16 protein-coding genes and 1 pseudogene are annotated in these 21,228 nt (G+C 67.7%); 5 read left to right on the top strand and 12 right to left on the bottom strand.

What is annotated here, in order from left to right:
* Positions 1–204 precede the first annotated feature (204 nt).
* The 3 genes and pseudogenes from istA to ACTJJX_RS27180 all read left to right on the top strand — a co-directional run.
* Positions 205–1,719 (top strand): IS21 family transposase, encoded by a 1,515-nt coding sequence (gene istA / locus ACTJJX_RS27190; RefSeq protein ID WP_146537839.1) that lies wholly within the window; start codon positions 205–207, stop codon positions 1,717–1,719.
* A gap of 17 nt (positions 1,720–1,736) precedes the next feature.
* The gene (istB, locus tag ACTJJX_RS27185; RefSeq protein WP_045107743.1) at positions 1,737–2,492 is read left to right on the top strand and encodes an IS21-like element ISPpu7 family helper ATPase IstB; all 756 of its coding nucleotides are present in this window, start codon (positions 1,737–1,739) and stop codon (positions 2,490–2,492) included.
* A 122-nt stretch (positions 2,493–2,614) separates the two neighbouring features.
* Positions 2,615–3,385, top strand: a pseudogene (locus ACTJJX_RS27180) (aminotransferase class I/II-fold pyridoxal phosphate-dependent enzyme); the annotation flags it as partial.
* A 149-nt stretch (positions 3,386–3,534) separates the two neighbouring features.
* Here the strand turns inward: ACTJJX_RS27180 and tpx are convergent.
* From tpx to ACTJJX_RS27165, 3 genes are all read right to left on the bottom strand, one after another.
* On the bottom strand, positions 3,535–4,032 hold the full coding sequence (gene tpx / locus ACTJJX_RS27175) for a thiol peroxidase (protein WP_003089950.1): 498 nt from the start codon (positions 4,030–4,032) through the stop codon (positions 3,535–3,537).
* 134 nt (positions 4,033–4,166) lie between these two features.
* Entirely contained in the window at positions 4,167–5,516 is a 1,350-nt protein-coding gene (locus ACTJJX_RS27170; RefSeq protein ID WP_003113324.1) for an alanine/glycine:cation symporter family protein, read from the bottom strand.
* A gap of 155 nt (positions 5,517–5,671) precedes the next feature.
* The gene (locus ACTJJX_RS27165; RefSeq protein WP_003120066.1) at positions 5,672–6,583 is read right to left on the bottom strand and encodes a LysR family transcriptional regulator; all 912 of its coding nucleotides are present in this window, start codon (positions 6,581–6,583) and stop codon (positions 5,672–5,674) included.
* A 118-nt stretch (positions 6,584–6,701) separates the two neighbouring features.
* On the opposite strand from ACTJJX_RS27165, the gene ACTJJX_RS27160 reads away from it, so the two are divergent.
* Positions 6,702–7,697: an aldo/keto reductase gene (locus tag ACTJJX_RS27160; protein WP_003113326.1), complete on the top strand. Its 996-nt coding sequence runs from the start codon at positions 6,702–6,704 to the stop codon at positions 7,695–7,697.
* A gap of 225 nt (positions 7,698–7,922) precedes the next feature.
* On the opposite strand, the gene ACTJJX_RS27155 is transcribed toward ACTJJX_RS27160, so the two are convergent.
* From ACTJJX_RS27155 to ACTJJX_RS27115, 9 genes are all read right to left on the bottom strand, one after another.
* The gene (locus ACTJJX_RS27155; RefSeq protein ID WP_003089962.1) at positions 7,923–8,858 is read right to left on the bottom strand and encodes a phosphatidate cytidylyltransferase; all 936 of its coding nucleotides are present in this window, start codon (positions 8,856–8,858) and stop codon (positions 7,923–7,925) included.
* 1 nt (position 8,859) lies between these two features.
* Positions 8,860–9,489: a lysophospholipid acyltransferase family protein gene (locus ACTJJX_RS27150; protein ID WP_003113327.1), complete on the bottom strand. Its 630-nt coding sequence runs from the start codon at positions 9,487–9,489 to the stop codon at positions 8,860–8,862.
* Positions 9,490–9,500: 11 nt separating this feature from the next.
* Complete coding sequence (locus ACTJJX_RS27145) at positions 9,501–9,953, bottom strand: hypothetical protein (protein ID WP_016852826.1); 453 nt, start codon at positions 9,951–9,953, stop codon at positions 9,501–9,503.
* Positions 9,946–11,295 (bottom strand): phosphatase PAP2/dual specificity phosphatase family protein, encoded by a 1,350-nt coding sequence (locus tag ACTJJX_RS27140; protein WP_016852825.1) that lies wholly within the window; start codon positions 11,293–11,295, stop codon positions 9,946–9,948. The genes ACTJJX_RS27145 and ACTJJX_RS27140 overlap by 8 nt, the downstream gene beginning before the upstream one ends.
* Positions 11,295–13,055, bottom strand: a complete 1,761-nt coding sequence (locus ACTJJX_RS27135; RefSeq protein ID WP_004349997.1) for a bifunctional alpha/beta hydrolase/class I SAM-dependent methyltransferase — start codon at positions 13,053–13,055, stop codon at positions 11,295–11,297. The genes ACTJJX_RS27140 and ACTJJX_RS27135 overlap by 1 nt, the downstream gene beginning before the upstream one ends.
* 89 nt (positions 13,056–13,144) lie before the next feature.
* The gene (locus ACTJJX_RS27130) at positions 13,145–13,780 is read right to left on the bottom strand and encodes a CDP-alcohol phosphatidyltransferase family protein (RefSeq protein ID WP_016852824.1); all 636 of its coding nucleotides are present in this window, start codon (positions 13,778–13,780) and stop codon (positions 13,145–13,147) included.
* A gap of 134 nt (positions 13,781–13,914) precedes the next feature.
* Positions 13,915–17,580 (bottom strand): translocation/assembly module TamB domain-containing protein, encoded by a 3,666-nt coding sequence (locus tag ACTJJX_RS27125; RefSeq protein WP_016852823.1) that lies wholly within the window; start codon positions 17,578–17,580, stop codon positions 13,915–13,917.
* Positions 17,577–19,316 (bottom strand): autotransporter assembly complex protein TamA, encoded by a 1,740-nt coding sequence (locus tag ACTJJX_RS27120; RefSeq protein WP_003122638.1) that lies wholly within the window; start codon positions 19,314–19,316, stop codon positions 17,577–17,579. Before ACTJJX_RS27120 ends, ACTJJX_RS27125 begins: the two co-directional genes overlap by 4 nt.
* 133 nt (positions 19,317–19,449) lie before the next feature.
* A complete protein-coding gene (locus ACTJJX_RS27115) occupies positions 19,450–20,163 on the bottom strand; it encodes a GNAT family N-acetyltransferase (RefSeq protein ID WP_003139068.1) in 714 nt (237 codons plus the stop codon).
* A 144-nt stretch (positions 20,164–20,307) separates the two neighbouring features.
* Here ACTJJX_RS27115 and xthA point away from each other — a divergent pair, with 144 nt between their 5' ends.
* Positions 20,308–21,120, top strand: a complete 813-nt coding sequence (xthA, locus tag ACTJJX_RS27110; RefSeq protein ID WP_003104469.1) for an exodeoxyribonuclease III — start codon at positions 20,308–20,310, stop codon at positions 21,118–21,120.
* The last annotated feature ends 108 nt before the right edge of the window (positions 21,121–21,228 follow it).

Raw genomic sequence — 21,228 nt, 5'->3', positions numbered from 1 at the left:
TGCGGATTCCACGGTCATCTGGCCACCCATTCCATGAGCATCTGACCACCGATTCCACGGTGATCCGGCCACCCATTCCACGCGCATCCGGCCACTGATTCCACGGCCATCCGGCCACTCAACCGGGCAGGCAGTAACGCAGGATTTCTTCACTACCATCGACCTCTTTTTCGAAGCAGAGAGGTCGTCGTGGAGCGTTTATCCATGCGTAAGATTCGCGAAGTACTACGTCTCAAGTTCGAGGTCGGACTATCGGCTCGCCAGATTGCGGTCAGCGTGCAGGTCGGTCGTGTCACCGTCGGCGACTACCTCAATCGTTTTGCCGCCAGCGGTCTCAGTTGGCCCTGTTCGTTGTCCGATGCCGAGTTGGAGCAGCAACTGTTCCCGCCGGCCCCGGCGGTTGCCAGTGAGAAGCGGCCTTTACCCGATTGGGCATGGGTGCATGCCGAACTGCGCCGCCCCGGGGTGACCCTGGCGCTGCTCTGGCAGGAGTACCGCCTGAGCCAGCCTCAGGGCTTTCAGTACAGCTGGTTCTGTGAGCACTACCGAGCCTGGCAGGGCAAGTTGGACGTGGTGATGCGTCAGGAGCACCGCGTCGGCGAGAAGCTGTTCGTCGACTATGCCGGCCAGACGGTGCCGGTTATCGATCGCCACAGCGGCGAGATCCGCCAGGCGCAGGTGTTCGTCGCGGTGCTCGGCGCGTCCAGCTACACCTTCGCCGAAGCCACCTGGTCGCAGCAGCTGCCGGACTGGCTAGGCTCCCATGCCCGCTGCTTCGCCTTCCTCGGCGGCGTGCCGGAGATCGTGGTGCCGGACAACCTGCGCAGCGCGGTGAGCAAGAGTCACCGCTACGAGCCGGACATCAACCCCAGCTACCGCGATCTGGCCGAGCACTATGGCGTGGCGGTGGTGCCGGCGCGGGCACGCAAACCGCGCGACAAGGCCAAGGCCGAAGTCGGCGTGCAGGTGGTCGAGCGTTGGATCCTCGCCGCACTGAGGAATCGGCAGTTCTTCTCCCTGGATGAACTCAACACGGCCATCGCCGGGCTGCTGGAGCGGCTCAACCAACGCCCGTTCAAGAAGCTGCCGGGCTCCCGGCAGTCGGCCTTCGACAGCCTGGATCGTCCGGCGCTGCGCCCCCTGCCGGAGCAACCCTACGTCTACGCCGAGTGGAAGAAGGCGCGGGTGCACATCGACTACCACGTCGAGGTCGATGGGCATTACTACTCGGTGCCGTATCAACTGGTGAAGAAGCAGCTGGAGGTGCGCCTGACGGCGCGCACCGTCGAGTTTTTCCACGCCAACCAGCGAGTGGCCAGCCACCTGCGCTCAATGCACAAGGGCAGGCACAGCACGCAGGCCGAGCACATGCCCAAGAGCCATCGCGAGCATGCCGAGTGGACGCCGCAACGGCTGATCCGCTGGGCCGAGCAGACCGGGCCGAACACCGCCGGCGTGATCCGGCACATCCTCGAACGGCGCATCCATCCGCAGCAGGGCTACCGGGCCTGCCTGGGCATCCTGCGCCTGGGTAAAACCCACGGTGAGGCGCGTCTGGAGTTGGCCTGCCGTCGCGCCATCAGCCTCGGCACGTGCAGCTACAAGAGCCTCGAATCGATCCTGCGCCAGGGGCTGGAAAACCTGCCGCTAGCTCAAACCAACCTGCCGCTGCTGCCGGACGACCACGCCAACCTGCGCGGATCCGCCTACTACCACTGACCCCAAGGAATCCCACCATGCTGCCCCATCCGACCCTGGACAAGCTGCAAACCCTGCGCCTGCACGGCATGCTCAAGGCGCTGAATGAACAACTGAAAACCCCGGACATCGACAGCCTGAGCTTCGAAGAACGCCTCGGCCTGCTGGTCGACCGCGAGCTGACCGAACGCGATGACAAGCGCCTGAGCAGCCGCCTGCGCCAGGCCCGGCTCAAGCACAACGCCTGCCTCGAAGACATCGACTACCGCAGCCCGCGCGGACTGGATAAGGCGCTGATCCTGCAACTGAGCAGTGGCCAGTGGCTGCGCGACGGCCTCAACCTGATCATCGGCGGCCCCACCGGTGTCGGTAAAACCTGGCTGGCCTGTGCCCTGGCCCACCAGGCCTGCCGGGAGGGCTACAGCGTGCGCTACCTGCGCCTGCCACGTTTGCTGGAAGAACTGGGTCTGGCCCATGGCGACGGCCGCTTCGCCAAGCTGATGAGCAGCTACGCCAAGACCGACCTGCTGATCCTCGACGACTGGGGCCTGGCCCCGTTCACCGCCGAACAGCGGCGCGACATGCTGGAGCTACTGGACGACCGCTACGGCCAGCGCTCGACCATCGTCACCAGCCAGATGCCGGTGGACAACTGGCACGAGCTGATCGGCGACCCGACCCTGGCCGACGCCATCCTCGACCGCCTGGTGCACAACGCTTATCGGATCAATCTGAAGGGTGAATCAATGCGCAAACGGACGCAGAAATTGACGACGCCGGGCACCTCAGACTAACAATGCCACCCCTGCGTCGCTGCGCTCCGACTGCCCGGCCGGATGGCCGTGGAACAGGTGGCCAGATGGCCGTGGAATGCCTGGCCAGATGAGCGTGGACTGGGTGGCCGGATGGTGTGGAATCCGCAGCCGATCCCTCCTACGACTCCGTGGTTGGCGCCGCCCAGGCCCAGGGGGCGAAGGTCGCTGCCGTGCCGCTGGACGCCGAGGCGGCCCACGACATCGAGCGCATGCTCGCCGCCGCGCAACGCGACGCCGGGCTGATCTATATCTGCAACCCGAACAACCCGACCGGCACCCTCACCCCGCACGAGCGGATCGTCAGGGCGATCGAACGCAAGCCCGAGCGCAGCGTGGTGCTGGTCGACGAGGCGTATATCCATTTTTCCGACGCGCCCAGCGTCGTCGGCCTGGCCGTCCAGCGCCAGGATGTGCTGGTCCTGCGTACCTTCTCGAAACTCTACGGGATGGCCGGCGCCCGGCTCGGCCTGGCCATCGGGCATCCGCAGCTGCTGGCGCGGCTGGAGCGCTTCGGCGGCCACAACGTGGTGCCCTCGCCAACCGCCCACGCCGGGCTGGAAAGCCTGCGTGACGACGATCTGGTGCCACGGCGCAAGCAGCAGAACGCAGAGGTCCGCGAGCGCACCATCGCCTGGCTGCGCCAGCAGGGCTTCCGCTGCACCGCCTCACAGTCCAACTGTTTCATGGTGGATATGCGCCGTCCCGCCGAGCTGGTCATCGCCGAACTGGAGAAACAGCGGGTGCACGTCGGCCGCCCGTGGGCCTCCTGGCCCAACTGGGTCCGCGTGACGGTAGGCAGCGAGGAAGAGATGCAGGCGTTCCGGAGCGCCTTCGCCAGCGTCAGCCGGCGCCACCAGGTCGCCATGCGCTAGCGCTGCGTCTCTGCGACGCAGGGCGGATGACCGCGCTGCGATTATCCGCCCTGCTCATGGCCCGAGGCGAGCAGCCAAGGGATTCGGGTTCGCCCGTTACCAGCCAGCCTGGCTGACGGTCATGGGACGAAGCGGGTTGGCCGTGGGGCTCAGAGAGCCGCCAGGGCCGCCGCGTAGTTCGGCTCGTCGGCGATTTCGCCGACCAGTTCGCTGTGCAGCACCTTGTTCTGCTCGTCGAGCACCACCACGGCGCGCGCGGCCAGGCCGGCCAGCGGGCCGCTGGCGATGGCCACGCCATAGTTCTCGAGGAACTCGCGACCGCGCAGGGTCGACAGGTTGACTACGTTCTCCAGGCCTTCGGCGCCGCAGAAGCGCTTCTGCGCGAACGGCAGGTCGGCGGAGATGCACAGCACCACGGTGTTGGCCAGCTTGCCGGCCTCGACGTTGAACTTGCGCACCGAGGTGGCGCAGGTCGGGGTGTCGACGCTGGGGAAGATGTTCAGCACCTTGCGCTTGCCGGCGAAGTTTTCCAGGGTCACGTCGGCGAGGTCGCCGCCGACCAGGCTGAAGGCCGGAGCCTGGGCGCCTTTCTGCGGGAGCTGGCCATCGACGTTGACCGGGTTGCCCTTGAGAGTCACTTGAGCCATTGCGTTGATCCTTCTAGTCAGTGAGAAGCCGCCGGCCCTGTGGCCGGCGGCGGAAGCATTCGGGGCCGGCGACGATGCTAGCACGCTTTACCCGAGCGAAAACCTCGGGTTTGAGCGTCGCCGTCCCCCGAGGCTCAACTCCTGGCCTTGGCGAAATACTCCCGGGTCAGGCGGAACACCACCGGACTCAGCAGCAGCAAGGCGATCAGGTTGGGAATCGCCATCAGCGCGTTGAGGGTATCCGCCACCAGCCAGGCGAAGTCCAGCTGGGTCATGGCGCCGAACGGAATCGCCAGGGTCCAGACGATCCGGAACGGCAGGATCGCCCGGGTGCCCGCCAGGTACTCCCAGCAGCGCTCGCCGTAGTAGCTCCAGCCGAGGATGGTGGTATAGGCGAACACCACCAGGGCCAGCGACAGGATGTAGTGGCCGACGCCCGGCATCGCCGCCTCGAACGCCGCCGAGGACAGCGCCGCGCCGCTGGCGCCGCTGGTCCAGACGCCCGAGGTGATGATCGCCAGGCCGGTCAGGCTGCAGATGATCAGGGTATCGATGAAGGTGCCGAGCATACCGATCAGGCCCGAACGCACCGCGCTATGGGTCGTGCCGGCGGCCTGGGCGATGCCGGCGGTGCCGAGGCCGGCCTCGTTGGAGAAGATCCCGCGTGCGACACCGAAACGGATTGCCGCCATCACCGCTGCGCCGGCGAAGCCGCCGGTGGCGGCGATCGGCGTGAAGGCGTGGGTGAAGATCAGTTGGAACGCGCCGGGAATCGCCTCGGCATGGACCACCAGGACGATCACCGAGGCGACGATGTAGCCGACGCACATGAAGGGCACCAGGGCTTCGGCGACCTTGCCGATACGGCGGATGCCGCCAAGGATCACCAGCCCGGTGACGAGCATGGTGGCGACCCCGGTGACCCAGTCGGGCACGCCGAAGGAAACCTCCAGGGCATCGGCCATGCTGTTGACCTGGACCATGTTGCCGATACCGAAGCCGGCGAGCCCGCCGAACAACGCGAAGGCCGCGCCGAGCCAGGCCCAGCGCTTGCCCAGACCGTTCTTGATGGCATACATCGGACCGCCGACGTGTTCGTTGCGCTCATCCTTCTCGCGGTAGTGCACCGCCAGCACCACTTCGGAGAACTTGGTGGCCATTCCCACCAGCGCGGTGCACCACATCCAGAACAGCGCGCCCGGGCCGCCGAGGAAGATCGCCGTGGCCACCCCGGCGATGTTGCCGGTACCGACGGTGGCCGCCAGGCAGGTCATCAGCGCCTGGAACGGGCTGATCTCGCCGCTGCTCTCGTCATCCTTGCTACGCCCCTGCCAGAGCAGGCGAAAGCCGACTCCCAGGCGCACCAGGGGCATGAACTTCAACCCCAGCATCAGGTACAGGCCGGTGCCGAGAATCAGCACCAGCATCAACGGCCCCCAGACCACGCCGTTCAGGTCGACCACCCACTTCTGCAAGCTTTCCATCAGCGATCCTTATTCTTGTTCGAATGAATGCGGCCTGGCGGCAGCGGGCATCCGGAACTCGGACGAACATCCCTGCTCGACAGGCCTAGGCTGCCGATCCTAACGAGGTTCTCTCGGCGAAATCGAGAAAAATCTTCGCCCGGAAAGCCTGCGTCTCATTGCGTCTCGCCGGCCGCCTGGCGACCGAACAGTTCCACCAGCCAGTCGACGAACACCCTCACCCGCGGCGACAACTGGCGCTGCGAGGGATACACGGCATGCAGCGGCAGCGATGGCGGCAACCATTCTCCGAGCACTTGTCGGAGGCTACCGTCGGCCAGGCCGGCGGCGACGTGATAGTGCGGCGCCTGGATCAGCCCGAGCCCGGCCCGGCAGGCGGCGACGTAGGCATCGGCGTTGTTGACGCTGACCCGGCTGCGCATCGGCAACGTGCGCAGGCGCCCGTCGACGCTGAACTCGAAGTCGAAGGTACGCCCGCTGGAAGGCGACTGGTAGTTCACCGCGAGGTGCCCGCCGAGCTCGGCGAGCTGCCGCGGATGGCCATGACGCTCCAGGTAGGCGGCGCTGGCGCAGGTCACCTGCGGCAGGTCGGCCAGGTGCCGGCCGACCAGGCTGGAATCGTGCAGCTCGCCGACCCGCAGCACGCAGTCCGCACCCTCGCGCAGCAGGTCGACCAGGCGATCGTTGCTGCTCAACTGCAGCTCCAGTTCCGGGTAGCGCTCGCAGAACTCCGGCAGGAACGGAATCACCCGCATCCGCCCCAGTGCGCCCGGCAGGTCGACCCGCAAGCGCCCGCGCGGGTTGTTCAGGACGCGTGGAAAGCAGCTTTCCGCCTCCTCCAGGTCCGCCAGCAGGCGCACGCAACGCTCGTAGTAGGCCTGCCCGTCGAGGGTCAGGCTGACCTGGCGGGTGGTGCGCTGCAGCAACTGCACGCCAAGGTGCGCCTCCAGTTGCTGGATCGCCTGGGTCACGCTGGCGCGCGGCAGCTCCAGGCTGTCCGCGGCCTTGCCGAAGGCGCCCAGCTCGACGATGCGGGTGAAGGCCTGCATGGCCTGGAAACGATCCATCGGACACCCTCGATTATTTGGAAAATACGAATGGTAAAACCGTAATTATGGGCTTTATCCAGACCAATGCAGAGCGAAGAATGACGACGTTTTCCTTCCCTCCCGCGAGGCTCGACACATGAAAACCCGTCAACTCGGCCACAACGGCCCTTCCGTCTCCGCCATCGGCCTCGGCTGCATGGGCATGACCGACTTCTACACCACCGGCGGCGACCGCCAGGAGGCCATCGCCACCCTGCATCGCGCCGTGGAACTCGGGCTGAACTTCTTCGATACCGCCGACATGTACGGCCCGCACAGTAACGAGGAACTGCTCGGCGAGGCCCTGCGCGGCAAACGCGAGCAGGTGTTCCTGGCCAGCAAGTTCGGCATCGTCCGCGACCCTGCCAATCCCCGGGCGCGCGGCGTCGACGGCAGCCCGGCGTACATCCGCCGCGCCATCGAAGGCAGCCTGAAGCGCCTCGGTACCGACCGCCTGGACCTGTACTATCAGCACCGCATGGACCCGCAGGTACCCATCGAGGACAGCGTCGGCGCCCTCGCCGACCTGGTGAAGGCCGGCAAGATCCGCCACATCGGTCTCAGCGAAGCCTCGGCGGAAACCCTCGAGCGTGCCCACCGGGTGCACCCGATCAGCGCGTTGCAGAGCGAGTACTCGCTGTGGACCCGCGATCCGGAGGACACCGGGGTGCTCGCCGCCTGCCGTCGCCTGGGCATCGCCTTCGTCCCCTACAGCCCGCTGGGCCGAGGTTTCCTTACCGGCACCCTGAAGCGCCCGGAAGACTTCGCCGCCGACGACTACCGTCGTTTCAGCCCGCGCTTCCAGGGCGAGAACTTCGCGAAGAACCTGAAGCTGGTGGACAAGGTCGGCGAACTGGCCGCAGCCAAGGGCGTGAAACCCTCGCAACTGGCGCTGGCCTGGGTGCTGGCGCAGGGCGATGACCTGATCCCGATTCCCGGCACCAAGCAGCGGCGCTACCTGGAGGAGAACGTCGCCGCGACGGAATTGCGCCTGAGCGCGGCGGAACTGGCCGAGCTGGATGCGATCTTCCCCGCCGAGGCGGTCGCCGGCAGTCGCTATAGCGAGGAAGGCATGCGCCTGGTCAATCTCTGAGACAGTGAAGCTGCAGTCACGTCCCCGTATGCCGGAGCCTGGTTGTAGGGCGAATCACCGCTTGCGGTTATCCGCCGCTTATCCGGGGTTTCGGCGGATACCGCCTNGTATCCGCCCTACGGGTCTCTATCGCTCGCAATTTCCTGGCTGCCTACACGGCGGGAAAACGACGACGGGGCGGCCGCCATCGGCAACCGCCCCGCTCCCCTCGGCGCCAGGCGAACCTCAGGGCGTCCACCAGTAGCGCACCACGTGGAAGAAGATCGGCGCGGCGAAGCACACCGAGTCCAGGCGGTCGAGCATGCCACCGTGACCTTCGATCATGTGCCCCCAGTCCTTGACCCCACGGTCGCGCTTGATCGCCGACATCACCAGGCCGCCGAAGAAGCCCAGCAGGTTGATCAGCAGCGCGATCAACGCCGCCTGCCAGAGGTTGAACGGGGTGATCCACCACAGCGAGGCGCCGATGGCGGTGGCCAGGGCGATGCCGCCGACGAAGCCTTCGACGGTCTTCGACGGCGACAGGTTGGGAGCGATCTTGCGCTTGCCGAACAGCTTGCCGCAGATGTACTGCATCACGTCGGAGAGCTGCACGACGATCACCAGGTAGGCGATCAGCAGCAGGTTGCGCCCCTCGAAGCCGGGGATGTCGAGGGTCAGCAGCGCCGGCACGAAGGAGATACAGAACACCGCCAGCATCAGGCCCCACTGCACTTTCGAGGCGCGCTCGAGGAAGTGCTTGGTGTCGCCGCCCAGCGAGGCGAGGATCGGCAACAGCAGGAACACGTACACCGGGATGAAGATCGAGAACATGCTGTACCAGTCGATGTAGATCAGCAGGTACTGCATCGGCAGCACGAAGTAGAACGCCGCCACCAGCGCCGGGTAGTCGCTGCGCCGGGTCGGGGTGAGGGTGATGAACTCGCGCAGGGCGTAGAACGACACGCCATAGAACAGCAGGATTACCGCCGCCTGGCCAAGCCAGAAGGCGAAACCGATCACCAGGACCATCGCCCACCAGGCGTTGATCCGCGCGTTCAGGTTGTCGATCACCGCGTTCGGGCCGGGACCGGCGCGCCACTTGAGGACGAAGCCGACCAGCGAGGCGAGCAGCAGCAGCGCGCCGATCCCGCCGAAGAGCATCCAGGTCTGTTCGTTCATCTCAGGCCTCCTCTTCCGGCGCCAGGTCCAGCAGGGCCATGCGCGCTCGTTCGAGGAACGCCTCCTTGCCTTCTTCCGCCGTGGCGACCAGCGGCTTGCCGAAGCTCAGGGTGCAGAGCAGCGGCAACGGCAGCATGCGGCCCTTGGGCATGACCCGGTTGAGGTTGGCCAGCCAGACCGGCACCAGCTCGACGTCCGGGTGGGCCAGGGACAGGTGGTAGATACCGCTCTTGAATGGCAACAGCTTGACCTCGTCGTCCAGGTTGCGGGTGCCCTCGGGGAAGATGATCAGCGAATCGCCGCCGTCCAGGGCGCGGTCGAGGGGTTCGAGCGGATTGGCATTGGCCTCGCTGCGCTGGCGGTCGACCAGCACGCCGTTGAACACCTTGTTGATCACGTAGCTGCGCAGGCCGGCCTTGTTCCAGTAGTCGGCGCCCGCCACCGGCCGGGTACGCCGCCGCACCTCCGGCGGCAACGAGGCCCAGAGCAGGACGAAGTCGCCATGGCTGCTGTGGTTGGCGTAATAGATGCGTTGCTTGGGGATCGGCGTGGTGCCCAGCCAGAGGCTGCGCAAGCCGGTGATGGCGCGGGCGCCGGCGATGATGCCATAGGCGACGACTGATTCGAGCATGGGAAGACTCTTCAGGTTTGAGCGTTGAATAGAGGGACCGACAACAGGCACGACAAGGCCAGCAGGAACTGGGCGCCACAGGCCAGCGCCTGCCAGCGTAGCAGGCGCAGGGCGCCGCGGCTGCGCTGGTGCCAGGTGCGCCCTGCGGCGTCCGCGCGGGCCAGGCCGAGATCGGCCAGGGCCCGGTCCAGGTCTTGGGTCTGCGCTTCCAGCCTGTCGCCGACGTGGCTGAAACGTTCGAACAGTTCGGCGTCCAGGGCCACTCGCAGCGCCCAGTACTTCTGCCACAGGCCGAGCATGGCGATCGCCAGCATCGCCGCAGCGAAATAGCGCCAGCCGATGCCCTGCACGGCCTGGTACAGGCCCAGCCCGATGGCCAGCAGGGTCAGTGCGGCGGACAGCCGGTCAAGCTCGCGGCCACGGCGCAGCAGGGCCGCCACCAGGGCCAGGGTTTGCTCAGGCATGGCGCACCTCGCCCAGTTCCGCCGATGGCTCCGGCACGCTCCCGCTCAGCGCCGCGAGGGTCCGCCGCTGGGCCTCGCCCAGCAGCACTTGCGGTCGCGCCCGACGTAACACGGCCACGGCCGACTCGACGTCCGCCGCGCGGCCGCTGAGCAGCAGCCAGGCGGCGACCAGCGTGGCGCTGCGCGAATAGCCCAGGGCACAGGCCACCAGCAGCGGCCCTTGCGCCAGCAGTTCGTCGATCAGCACCGCGGCGCGCCGGCAGTCCTCGACGTCCGGCGCGACCAGGTCGAGCAACGGCAGGCTGCGATAGGCCAGCCCCTGCGGCTTGCAGGAAAGTTCGGCGGTAGCGTCGAGCAATGCGCGGAAGCGGCCGTCGGCCAGTTCCGCGGACGACGGCAGGCGCCCCAGCCAGAGGCCCGGCAGCACCTCGTCCGGCTGCGGCCGGCGACGGGTCCAGAGCCAGGCGTTGATCCGCGCGGCAAGCAGATATGGCGCCAGCAGCCAGCGCGCGGCGGCGCTCAGGCGGCCAGTGCTGCCCTTCTGGAAGCCGGCGGCGCCGAACAGCAGGTAGTTCAGCGCCACCAGCGCCAGCGCCAGCGCCGGCCAGCACAGCCACAACGCCGCACCGCCGACGGCAAAGGCGACGGCGGCGCAGGCCAGCGCGCCGAGGCCGTAGCGAGCGGCCAGCCGCCGCCGTTGCCGGTCGCGGCTCAGACTGGCGCGGGCGAACGGCGCGGGCTGCGCCTGCGGCCACAGCCAGACGCACAGCCAACCGGCCAGCGCGCCGGTGGGCACGTCGATGAAATGGTGCTGCCAGGTGGTCAGCACCGACAGCCCGATCAGCGCGAACCAGCCATGCAGCAGCCAGCGCCAGGCGCCGCTGGCGTAGCGCGCGTAGCAGACCCAGAGCACTACCAGCAGGGCGATGTGCAGCGACGGTGCCTGGTTGTACGGTTTGTCGAACCCCATCAGCACGTCGAACAGCCAGCCGAACACGCCGCCCAGTTCCGGCCGTTCGAAGGTGAAGCGCAGGGGGAACAGCAGGAAGCAGGTCACCGACAGCACCTGGGCGCTGAGCAGGCGCAGGCAGTGGGTGTCCAGCTCGCGCTTGTCCCGCGGCAACAACAGCGACAGGCCGTAGAGCAGGTCGATCGACCAGTACGGCAGGATGGTCCAGGGCCACAGCGGCATCCCGCGTTCCCAGTCGAAGACCAGGCTGCCGACGTCGCCGCGCTGGCTGGTCAACCAGTTGGCCAGGCCATAGCTGGCGAAGAAGAACGGGCCGAGGAACAGCAGCCAGAGCACCGCCCGTTTCAGTACCCCCGGCTCGCGCGGCGCCATCAGCGGGCGACCTTCTGCGCCAGCGATACGCTGAAGATGCCCCACTGGTCGACCCGCTGGGTGATCTTGCGGAAGCCGGCGGCGGCCACCAGCTGGTCCATTTCCGCCTGGGTCCGGCGCCGCATCACCCAGGCCTGGCCCTGGCGGTGGCTGGTCAGCGCGCGGGCGATCAGTTCCAGCTGCGGGTGCCAGGGCTGTCCGGTGTAGACCAGGTAGCCGCCCTCCTCCAACGCCTCGCCGAGGCCGGCGAGGGAGTCGCCGACCATGCGGTTGTCGGCGAACAGCTCGTAGAGCCCGGAAACCACCCCGAGGCTCGGCTTCGGTTGCAGCGCCGCCAGGTCGGCGCGATCGAAGGCATCGCCCTTGACGAAGCGGGCGATGCCGGCGAGGCCCTTGCTTTCGATCAGGGCGCTGCCGTCACGCACGTTGATCTCGCTGTAGTCGCGCAGGAGGATGCTTTCCGGCAGCGGCTCGACGCCTTGCAGGGCTTCGAGGATGTAGCGGCCGTGGCCGGCGGCGATGTCGACGATGCGCACCTCGCGCTGCTCCTCGCGCAACCGCTGCATGGCCAGGCGCAGCAGCTCCTCGGCGTGCAGCTTGCGCTGGCGGATGCCGCGCCAGCCGATGGAGTCCAGGTAGTTGCGGTCGATCAGGCGACCCAGCGGGCCGCTGCCGCTGGGCTGGTTGCGGTAGACATAGTCGAGGGTGCTGCCGGAATCGAAGCCGGTGTCGAAGCCCAGCTTGACCCCGTCCGACCACAGGCTGCCCAGGCGCAGCCCGGCACGGGTGGCGCGCCAGTAGAGATCGCGCGGCGAGTTCTTCGGCAACGGCGCGGCCAGCGCCTCGGCCTCGGCGCAGGTATGGCCCAGGCGGTCGGCATCGAGCAGGCTCGGTCGTTCAGGTGCCGTGGCGAATGCCTCGAGGAGGAAGCGCCGGGCACGGCCGACGGCCAGGTGACGATCGCGCTCGCCAAGGGTGTCGTGGAAGAAGCCGGGCAGGATGTGCTTTTCCTTGCGCAGGCTGCCGAGACGCTCGAAGAAGCGCTCCTGCGGCGCACGATGGACGACGAAGTCGGCCCCGGAAATCAGTAGTTGGGTGGGAATCTGAATCGCCTGTGCGTCCGCTACCACCCGCTCGGCAGCTTCGTAGAGGCCGAGCAGGACGTTCACCGAGATCGCCTTGGCGATCAGCGGGTCGCTGTCGTAGGAGGCGATCCGCTGCGGGTCGTGACTGAGGAAGCGTGCCTTGACATAGCTGTTGACGAAGAAATTGCCGCGCCACAGGCGCATCAGTTTCAGCCCGCTGCGGGCGAACGGCACGTAGAGCTTGACCTGGAACGCCGGCGAAGCCAGCACCAGTGCGCGCACCTTCGGCGCGTAGTCGTGGGCCCAGGTGGAAACCAGCACCGCGCCGACGCTCTGCGCCACCACCGCCATCCGCTCTTCGGCGATACCGTGGACGGCCTGGATATGGTCGACGAAGGTCTGTACGTCGCGCACGCTGGTGGCAAAGCTCGGGCTGTCGCCGCGGGCGCCTGGCGAGAGGCCGTGGCCACGGGCGTCCCAGGCGAAGAAGTCGTGTTCCGGCAGGTCGAGTTCGTCGACCAGGTGGGCGATCCGCCCGGAGTGCTCATGGCCGCGGTGGAACAGCAGCACCGCCTGGCGCGTGCCGTCCGGCGCCGGGCGGCTGGCCGGCCAGTGGCGGTAGAAGAGCTCTACCCCGTCGTGGGTGGTGAAACGCAGTTCCTGTACGTCGCGCATGTGATGTCCCTATGTCGTTGCCCCGGCCGGGAACCCGGCGGGGTTGCTTCCTGCGGGCGCCCACCTCCATGGCGTTCGCCCATTCCCGCTCAGGCCTGGTCGTCGCGGCCCCGCCGACTCGCGGCCAGCTCGGCCAGGCCCTGGCGCACACGGTTGCCGATGGTCAGCAGCAGCAGGGCCGCGATCAGCAACATCAGCCAGTCGATCCAGGCCAGCGGCAACAGGCCGCTGGCCACCCCGGCGCCGATCACGCCGAAACACAGCGCCCGGTCGCTCTTGCCCATCGGGCCGTCGTAGCGGCGCGAAGCGCCGACCATGGTGCCCAGCGCACCGGCATATTCGCTGATCACCGCCAGCAGCACCACCAGCACCACCCACAGCGGATTGACTCCCGGCAACAGGGCGAACGGCAGGTACAGGCCGCTGTCGGCGATCACGTCGGTGAGTTCGTTGAGGTAGGCGCCCAGGTCGGATTTCTGGCCGAACTCGCGGGCGAGCATGCCGTCCACCGCGTTCAGCGCCATGCGCAGGAACATCCACAGCGGAACGAGGGCGAACAGCCAGAGATGGCTGGCGAAACCGGCGACCAGCGCGCCGACCAGCAGCGACAGCAGGCAGGCCGCCAGGGTCACCTGGTTGGCAGTGATGCCGCGCCGGTAGAGGCGCTGCACGCCGGGACGAAGAAGATTCTGAAAGCGCGGTTTGAGTTGATAGACGGAAATCATGTCAGCCAGTCCTTGTGCCGAGTTGCTTCGGGCACCGACCTGGCGGTCGGCGCCCGCTCCATTCTACGACGTCGATGCGCCGCTAAAAGTGACACACTTTTATGCGTTACGCATGGTCCGTATCAGCGCATCCGTCAGAAATCGCGCTTGAAGAACAGGTCCAGCGAACTGGCCAGGCCGCTCGCCGCTTCGAGATAGAGGCGTTTGGTCAACTGGTAGCGCAAGGCGATGGTATTTGCCGGTTCGAACACTCCAACACCATAGCGCAGGCTGAGCTTGTCGGTGATATTCCCGCTGGCGACCACGCTGGTGCTGTTGCCGGTGCCCTCGGTGTCCAGCTGGAAGTCCTGGATGCCGAGCTGCTTGGCGATTTCCCCGGTGAGCGGTGCGCTACCCGCCAGGCCCAGGGCCAGGGCCGCCTCGCCGAGCATGTTGCTGTCTTCGCCGGTGCTCATCGGTCGCCCCAGCACCAGGTAGGACAGCGCCTGCTCCTGGCTCATCGCCGGCTCGGAGAATACCGCGCTGGTCGGCTGCTCGGCGCTGCCGGTCAGGCGCAGGCCGGCGACCACGTCGTCGACCCGGCGGATCGCCTCGATATCCAGGTACGGCTGGTCGATCGGTCCGGCGAAGAACAGCCGCGCCCTACGGATCGTCAGGCGCTGGCCGTAGGCACGATAGCGGCCCTTGTTCAGGTTCAGCTCGCCGCGGGTATCCAGGTTGTCGCCGATGTGCAGGTGGCCGGCCAGTTCGGCGCTGAGGCCGAAGCCGGAGAACGCCAGCTTGTCCTGGCCGACCTCGACATCGATGTCCATCTTCATCTTCAGCGGCTGCTGCTCGGGCTGCTCGGAGCCGACGATCACCGCGTCGTCGGAGACCTTGACCGTGGATGGCGGCAACTGGCGGATGGTGATGTCGCCACGCGGCACCAGGACCTTGCCGGAGATCGCCAGCTCCTGGCCGGCCATGCCGATCTTCAGGTCCGGTTCAACCTCCAGTTGCGCATAGGGATCGACCACCACCGGCAGGCGGTTGCCACGGATGTTCAGGGCGACGTTCAGCGCCTCGCCCCAGCTCAGGTTGCCGGACAGGCTGCCCTGGCCGTACCTGCCGCTGCGCCAGCCGCCGCCGAGTTCCAGGCTTTCGCCAGCGATGCGAGCGTCGAGGGAAAGGTTCTCGAAGCTGGTCGGCAGCTCGCCGCCGCCGATGTTGCCGTCGCTCAGCGTCACCCGTCCGTCGACCCGCGGCGCCAGCAGGCCGCCGGACAGCCGGCCGCTGCCGTTCAGCCTGCCTTGCAGTTTCTCCACCATCGGCACGAACGGGCGCGCCAGCGACAGGTCGAGGCCGGCCAGGCTGAACTCGCCGCTCAGCGGCTTGCTCGCCGGGCGCGGGTCGATCTGCGCCTGCACCCGCAGCTCGCCGAGCTTCGGTCCGCGGAAGTCGAGGGAGGTATCGACGCGGTTGGGCGCCAGCCGGCTCTCCAGGCGCAGGCTGTCGTAGCCGACGTCGACCCACTGGCCCTGGTCGCGCAGGCGCAGCGTACCGCTGCCGGCGTCCAGGCTGACCACGCCGCTCGGGCCGCGGGCCGGAACGTCCAGTTGCAGGTCGCCGTTCAGCTTGCCCTGCCAGGCGAAGTCCTCGGGAAACCATTGCTTCAGGCTGTCCAGCGGGAAGTCGCGCAGGGTGTAGCGCAGCCGCGGCTCGGGCAGCAGGCGCTGCTCGCCGCCGCAGAGGCTGGCGGCGCCGGATACCCAGCAATGTGCGCCGAAATTGACCCTGCCGTCGGCCAACCGCTCCAGGCGCGCCGGCTGCTGTAGCTTCCAGTCCTGGCCGCCACTGCTCAACTCGCCGCGCGCCAGGCGACCGCGCCAGTTGCCGCGCTCCAGTTGCCCGTCGAAGGCCAGGCCGAGCTTGAGCAAGGCACCTTGCAGGTCCAGTTCCAGTTGCTGGCGGCGTTGGTCGCCGCGGGCATTGGCCTTGAACAGGCCGAGATCGGTTTCGCCGCTGCGCAGGCCGGAAGCGACCAGCGCCAGGGTGCCATTCTGCCGGGCATCGAGGTTCGCCTGCAGGTCGAGGCCGGCGATGCGCTGCTCGGCGTAGGCGATCTGCTGTCCCTTGAGGTTCAGCCTGCCTTGCGGCGCCGCGAGGCTGCCAGCCAGGTCGAGGCGTCCGTCGAGGCGACCGAAGAGTTGCGGCCAAAGCTGGCCGAGACGGTTCAGGGCGATGTCCAGGCGGCCTTGCAGGCGCTGGTCGAGCGCCCCGCTGCCCTGAACCTTGTTATCCCCCAGGCGCAGGTCGAGGTTGCCCAGCGTCCAGCGCTGCCCCTCGCCTTCGGCGCGCGCCTGGAATAGCGCCGGCTGGCCGCGCAGGCGGCCCTTGACGTCGAGATCCACGCCCAACGCCAGCCGCTCGTCGCGAACACTTCCCTGGCTACGCAAGGGACCGGCCAGTGAACCCGGCAGCTCGGCGACCCAGTAAGCCGGGTTCAGTTCGCTGAGCTGCAGGGCGGTATCCCAAGCCACGCCATTGTCGAAACGCAACGTCACCCGCCCCTCGGCCTGGCCTTGCCCGGCGCGGAGCTGCAGCGACGGCAGGTTGAGCTGGACGAGGTCGCCGGACACCGGGCTGGCCAGCGTGAAGTCGCCCGCCGGACCGCTCGCCGCCGCGCTGAAATTGCCCAGGTAGCGCTGGTCCTGGTAATGCACTTCCGCCTTGAAGGTCTTCAGCGTCACCGGCGGCGGCTCCGCCAGCGGATACAGGCGCAGCCAGGGGAAATCCTTCCAGTCCAGGGTCGCGTCGGCGGCCAGGCTTTCGCGCCAGTCCAGGCGTCCGACCAGCTCCAGGCGCTGCTCGCCGCCAGCGTCCAGGCGCAGTTGGCGGATATCCGCGCCCTGGGCGTCGACCCGCCCGTCCAGGCTCAACGCCACCGCCCCACCCTCGCCCGGCAGGCTGGCGCCGCCGCGGATCAGGTAACCGCTCTTGAGATCGCCGCCGGCATCGAGCTGGATGGCATTCAGGGTCAAGGTGTCCGGTAGTCCGGCCGCCCCCTTGAAACCGTCGGCGCGGATCAGCAATCGTGCCGGCAGGTTTTCCGCCAGCGCCTGCAACTGTCCTTCCAGGCTGCCGTCCAGGTAACCGCTGCTGCGGCCTTTCAGGGTCAGCGCCTGCTGCAGTTCACCGCCGACCTGGACGGCCAGCTTCCACGGCTTGCCTTCGGGAGCGGGCAGGCCGAGCGTGGCTTCGGCCTGCAAGGGCCAGTCGCCGCTCGGCTGCAAGCGCCCCTGGAGCGCCAGGTCCAGGCCGAAGCCCCGCGCCGTCAGCGAGTCGATGTGCAGGCCGTCGGCCAGCCAATGGGCCGCCAGCTTGAGTTCGGCGACCTGCTGGTTGCCGTCGAGCAGGAAGCTGCCGACCGCCACTTCTCCGAGTTCGATGCTCAGCGGCAGTTTCAGCGTCGGCAGGCTGATCGGCCCGCTGTCGGCGCTGTCGCCGCTCGGCGGCAGGTCCAGCGCGATCCGTTCGGCGGCCACCCGCTGCAGGCACAGGCGCAGCCCCGCCAGGCAGGCCGGCGACCAGCGCAGTTCAGGCCGCTCGACGACCAGTTGCGTACCGTCCTGCGCCCAGGACAGCCGCTGTGCCTGCCAGGCGCCACCGAGGCGACCCTCGAAGCCGCTGACCTGCAGGCCCGGCACGCGGCCGAGCAGCCAGGCGCTGCCGGCCTGGGTGCCGAGCAGCGCAGCGAGTCCCAGGAGCAGCGCGAGGAGCAGCCCGACTATGGCCAGCAAGGTGATCTTCAGCGCCTTCACAGTTCTGGCCCCATGGAGAAGTGCAGGCGGAAACCGCCGTCGTCGTCGAGCGCATGGGCCAAGTCGAGGCGCAACGGGCCGACCGGCGAGACCCAGCGCACGCCGAAGCCGACCCCGGTCTTGATCGACGGGAAGTCCAGCGAGTTGAAGGCGTTGCCCTGGTCGACGAAGGTCGCCAGGCGCCAGCGCTCGGCCAGCGGATATTGATACTCGACGCTGCCGGCAATCATGTAGCGGCCGCCGATCTTGTCGCCATCGGAATTCTCCGGCGACAGCGTCCGGTAGTCGTAGCCACGCACGCTCTGGTCGCCGCCAGCGAAGAAGCGCAGCGAGGGCGGGATCGACTTGTAGTCGTTGGTGGCGATTCCGCCTACCTGCAGGCGGCCGAGCAGGCGATGGCCGCCGGCGAAGCTGGTCAGGCCCTTGGCCATGGCGTCGACATGGAGGACGTCGGCGTCGGCCAGCAGGCCTTCCTTCGCCCCCTTGACGTTGAACTGCAGGCGGTAGCCATGGCTGGGGTCGACCTTGTTGTCGGTCTCCAGCAGCGAGTAGCCGATCCCCGGCATCAGGAAGCTGCTCAGCCCGGAGTCGTCGCCCAGCTTGTACTCCTCGCGCATCCAGTTCAGCGAAACCACCCGCTGCCAGCCATCGGGCTGCTTGCTGTGCCATTCGCCGCCAAGGGTCAGCAACTTGCTCTCGGTGTCGACCAGGTCTTCGAACTGGTAGCCGCTGGTGAAGCGCAGCTTGTCGGTGAGCGGCGGATCGAGGGGAATCTCGTACCAGGCGCCGACGTTCTGCCGTGGTGCGGAGATTTCCGACTCGAATCCCAGGCTATGTCCTTCGGCATTCACCCAATGGCGGGTCCAGTTGAACCTCGCGCGCGCCCCGACGTCGGTCGAGAAACCGAGGCCGACGCCCATGGTCCGGGGCTTGCGCGCCTCCAGCCGGACCGCTACCGGGATCGCCTGGCGCGCGCCGTCGGCCTGCGCCTGGGTCGGCGCGGCGTCGACCCGCACGCCCTCGAAGTAGCCGCTGGATTGCAGGTTCTGGTTGAGTTCGGCGATCAGTTCGGAGTCATAGGGTTGGCCGGCCTTGAACGGCACCATGCGGCGCAACAGTTCTTCCTCGATGATCGAGTCGCCGTCGAAGCTCACCTTGCCGAAGGTGTAGCGCTGGCCGCTGTCGTAGACCAAGTCGATGTCGGCGATGCCGGCGCGCGGATCGATGCTCAGGCGCTGGGTGCTGAAGCGGCCCTGGAAGAAGCCGTAGCGCGAGGCCTGGTTCTGGATCAGCCGCTTGGCGTCCTCGTAGACGCCCTGGTTCAGCTTCGCGCCCGGTTTCAGCTGCTTGCCCGACGGCAAGCGGAAGCTCTCCAGGCTGGCGGCCTCGCCGAGCACCTGGATATTCACCTGGCGCAGGCGCACGGGCTCGCCGGGCACTACCTTGAGCGTGAGCTTCGGCGGCTTGCCGTCCTTCACCTCGCTGTCGATCTGCGCCTGGAAGTAGCCGAGCGCCTGGGCCGCCTTTTCCGCCTGTGCCTCGGCATTGCGGCGGAAACGTTGCAACGCCGCCTCGTCCCGCTCGCCGAGGCTACCCACATAGGCCTCGATATTGGCCTTCAGGGCGGCATTGGCGGGGGTGACGCGCACGCTAAGCTGGCTCTCCGCGAAGGCGGCCGTACTCAGGCACAGCAGCCCGGCCAGCGGGAACCGGAACAATCCTTGAGTCAGTCTCATGGCGCGGATGCTACGCAGGCGGGTGGCGCGCGTCCAGATTTGCGCGGACGCCGCCGACCACCTCCTGACATTCGGGTTTTATGACGCCAAGCGCCTGACAGGCATGGCTTTTCTCGCGCGTCCGGGGGAACGCTCAGGTCGCCGCCGGCGTCTCGCCAGGATGCAGGAGGACGTGCTCGCGCACCGCTCCCAGCGTCACCTCGCCGATCTCGCGGTAGCCGTGCCGCTGGTAGAAGTCCAGGTAGCGCGCATTGCCGGTATCCAGGACCAGCCCCTGCGAAGCGGAGTCCTCGGCGCACCAGCGCTGCACGGCCGCCAGCAACTGCTCGCCGATCTGCCTGCCCTGGTACTCGGGATGCACGCCGAGCATCGGCAACTGGTGGTGGGGGCCGACCGGCAGGCAGGCCTGCACCGCCCGGTGGTAATCCAGGTAGCGCCGGGTCGCGGCCAGGCCGACGCTGAACAGCATGCGCAGGCGCCAGCTCCAGCTCTCGGTGATATCCAGGCGCCGCTGCGGCGGCGTGATCAGGGCCGCCGCGACCAGCCGATCGTCGATGAACAGGCCGATGGCCGGCAACTCTTCGCCCAGATGGCGCTCGACCATCTCCCGGACGCAGGCACGCACGCGCTGGTCGTAGCCGGCGCGCTGCGCATCCATCAGGTAGGCGAAGGTCGGTTCGTGGCGGTAGGCGTGGTAGAAAAGCGAGCGGACTTCGCGGCTATAGCCGTCGTCGAGCAGACGGACATCGGTGACCTGATCAGGCATGGAACGCATTCCTTGTCGGCCGCCGGCGCAGCGACACGCACGCTTCGCCACGGCGATTGGTCGAGCGGATGGCCTGGCCATCCCCGTCCGCGGCAGACCACAGGGCCGGCAAGGCGCCAAGCCACACAGCCATCGGGTACCCGGCGGACACTAGCACAGCGCCTCCAGGGTCGCCAGGCATCCCCCGGCTGGGCTAGCATTCCTGTTTTTGCCAGGACGCCCACCATGAAAATCGTCTCTTTCAATATCAACGGTCTGCGCGCCCGGCCGCACCAGTTGGCGGCGCTGATCGAGCGGCACCAGCCCGACGTGATCGGGCTGCAGGAAACCAAGGTCGCCGACGACCAGTTTCCCCAGGCCGAGATCGAGGCGCTCGGCTACCACGTCCACTACCACGGGCAGAAAGGCCACTACGGCGTCGCCCTGCTCTCCCGCCAGGCGCCCCTGGAACTGCATCGCGGCTTCCCGAGCGACGGCGAGGAATCCCAGCGGCGCTTCATCTGGGGCACCTTCAGCGACGCCCAGGGCAACCCGATCACCGTGATGAACGGTTACTTCCCGCAAGGCGAGAACCGCGAGCATCCGACCAAGTTCCCGGCCAAGCAGCGCTTCTACGCCGATCTCCAGTCGCTGCTGGAGAACAGCTTCAAGCCCGAGCAGGCCCTGGTGGTGATGGGCGACATCAATATCTCGCCGGAGGACTGCGACATCGGCATTGGCGAGGAAAACCGCAAGCGCTGGCTGAAGACCGGCAAGTGCAGCTTCCTGCCGGAAGAGCGCGAATGGCTGGCTACCTTGAAGAACTGGGGCCTGGTCGACAGCTTCCGGGCCCTGAATCCGGAGGTGAACGACCGCTTCAGCTGGTTCGACTACCGCAGCCGTGGCTTCGAGGACAACCCCAAGCGCGGCCTGCGCATCGATGTGATCCTGGCCAGCCGGGTGCTGCAGTCGCGCTTCAAGGACGCCGGCATCGACTACGACCTGCGCGGCATGGAGAAGCCCTCCGATCACGCCCCGATCTGGCTGGAACTGGCCTGAGGCTCAGCCCAAGGAAAAGGCTCATCCCCCGGATGAGCCTTCAGGCGATCGCTACCTGGTCCGGGCGATCTCGCCGACGCCGCCCCCCTATCCGGCGCGGGGCCTTTC

The organism is Pseudomonas sp. 22490 (assembly GCF_052044465.1).
Lineage (GTDB): Bacteria > Pseudomonadota > Gammaproteobacteria > Pseudomonadales > Pseudomonadaceae > Pseudomonas > Pseudomonas aeruginosa.
Note: the sequence above shows the minus strand (reverse complement) of the source record. Positions and strands in the feature narration are given on the sequence as shown.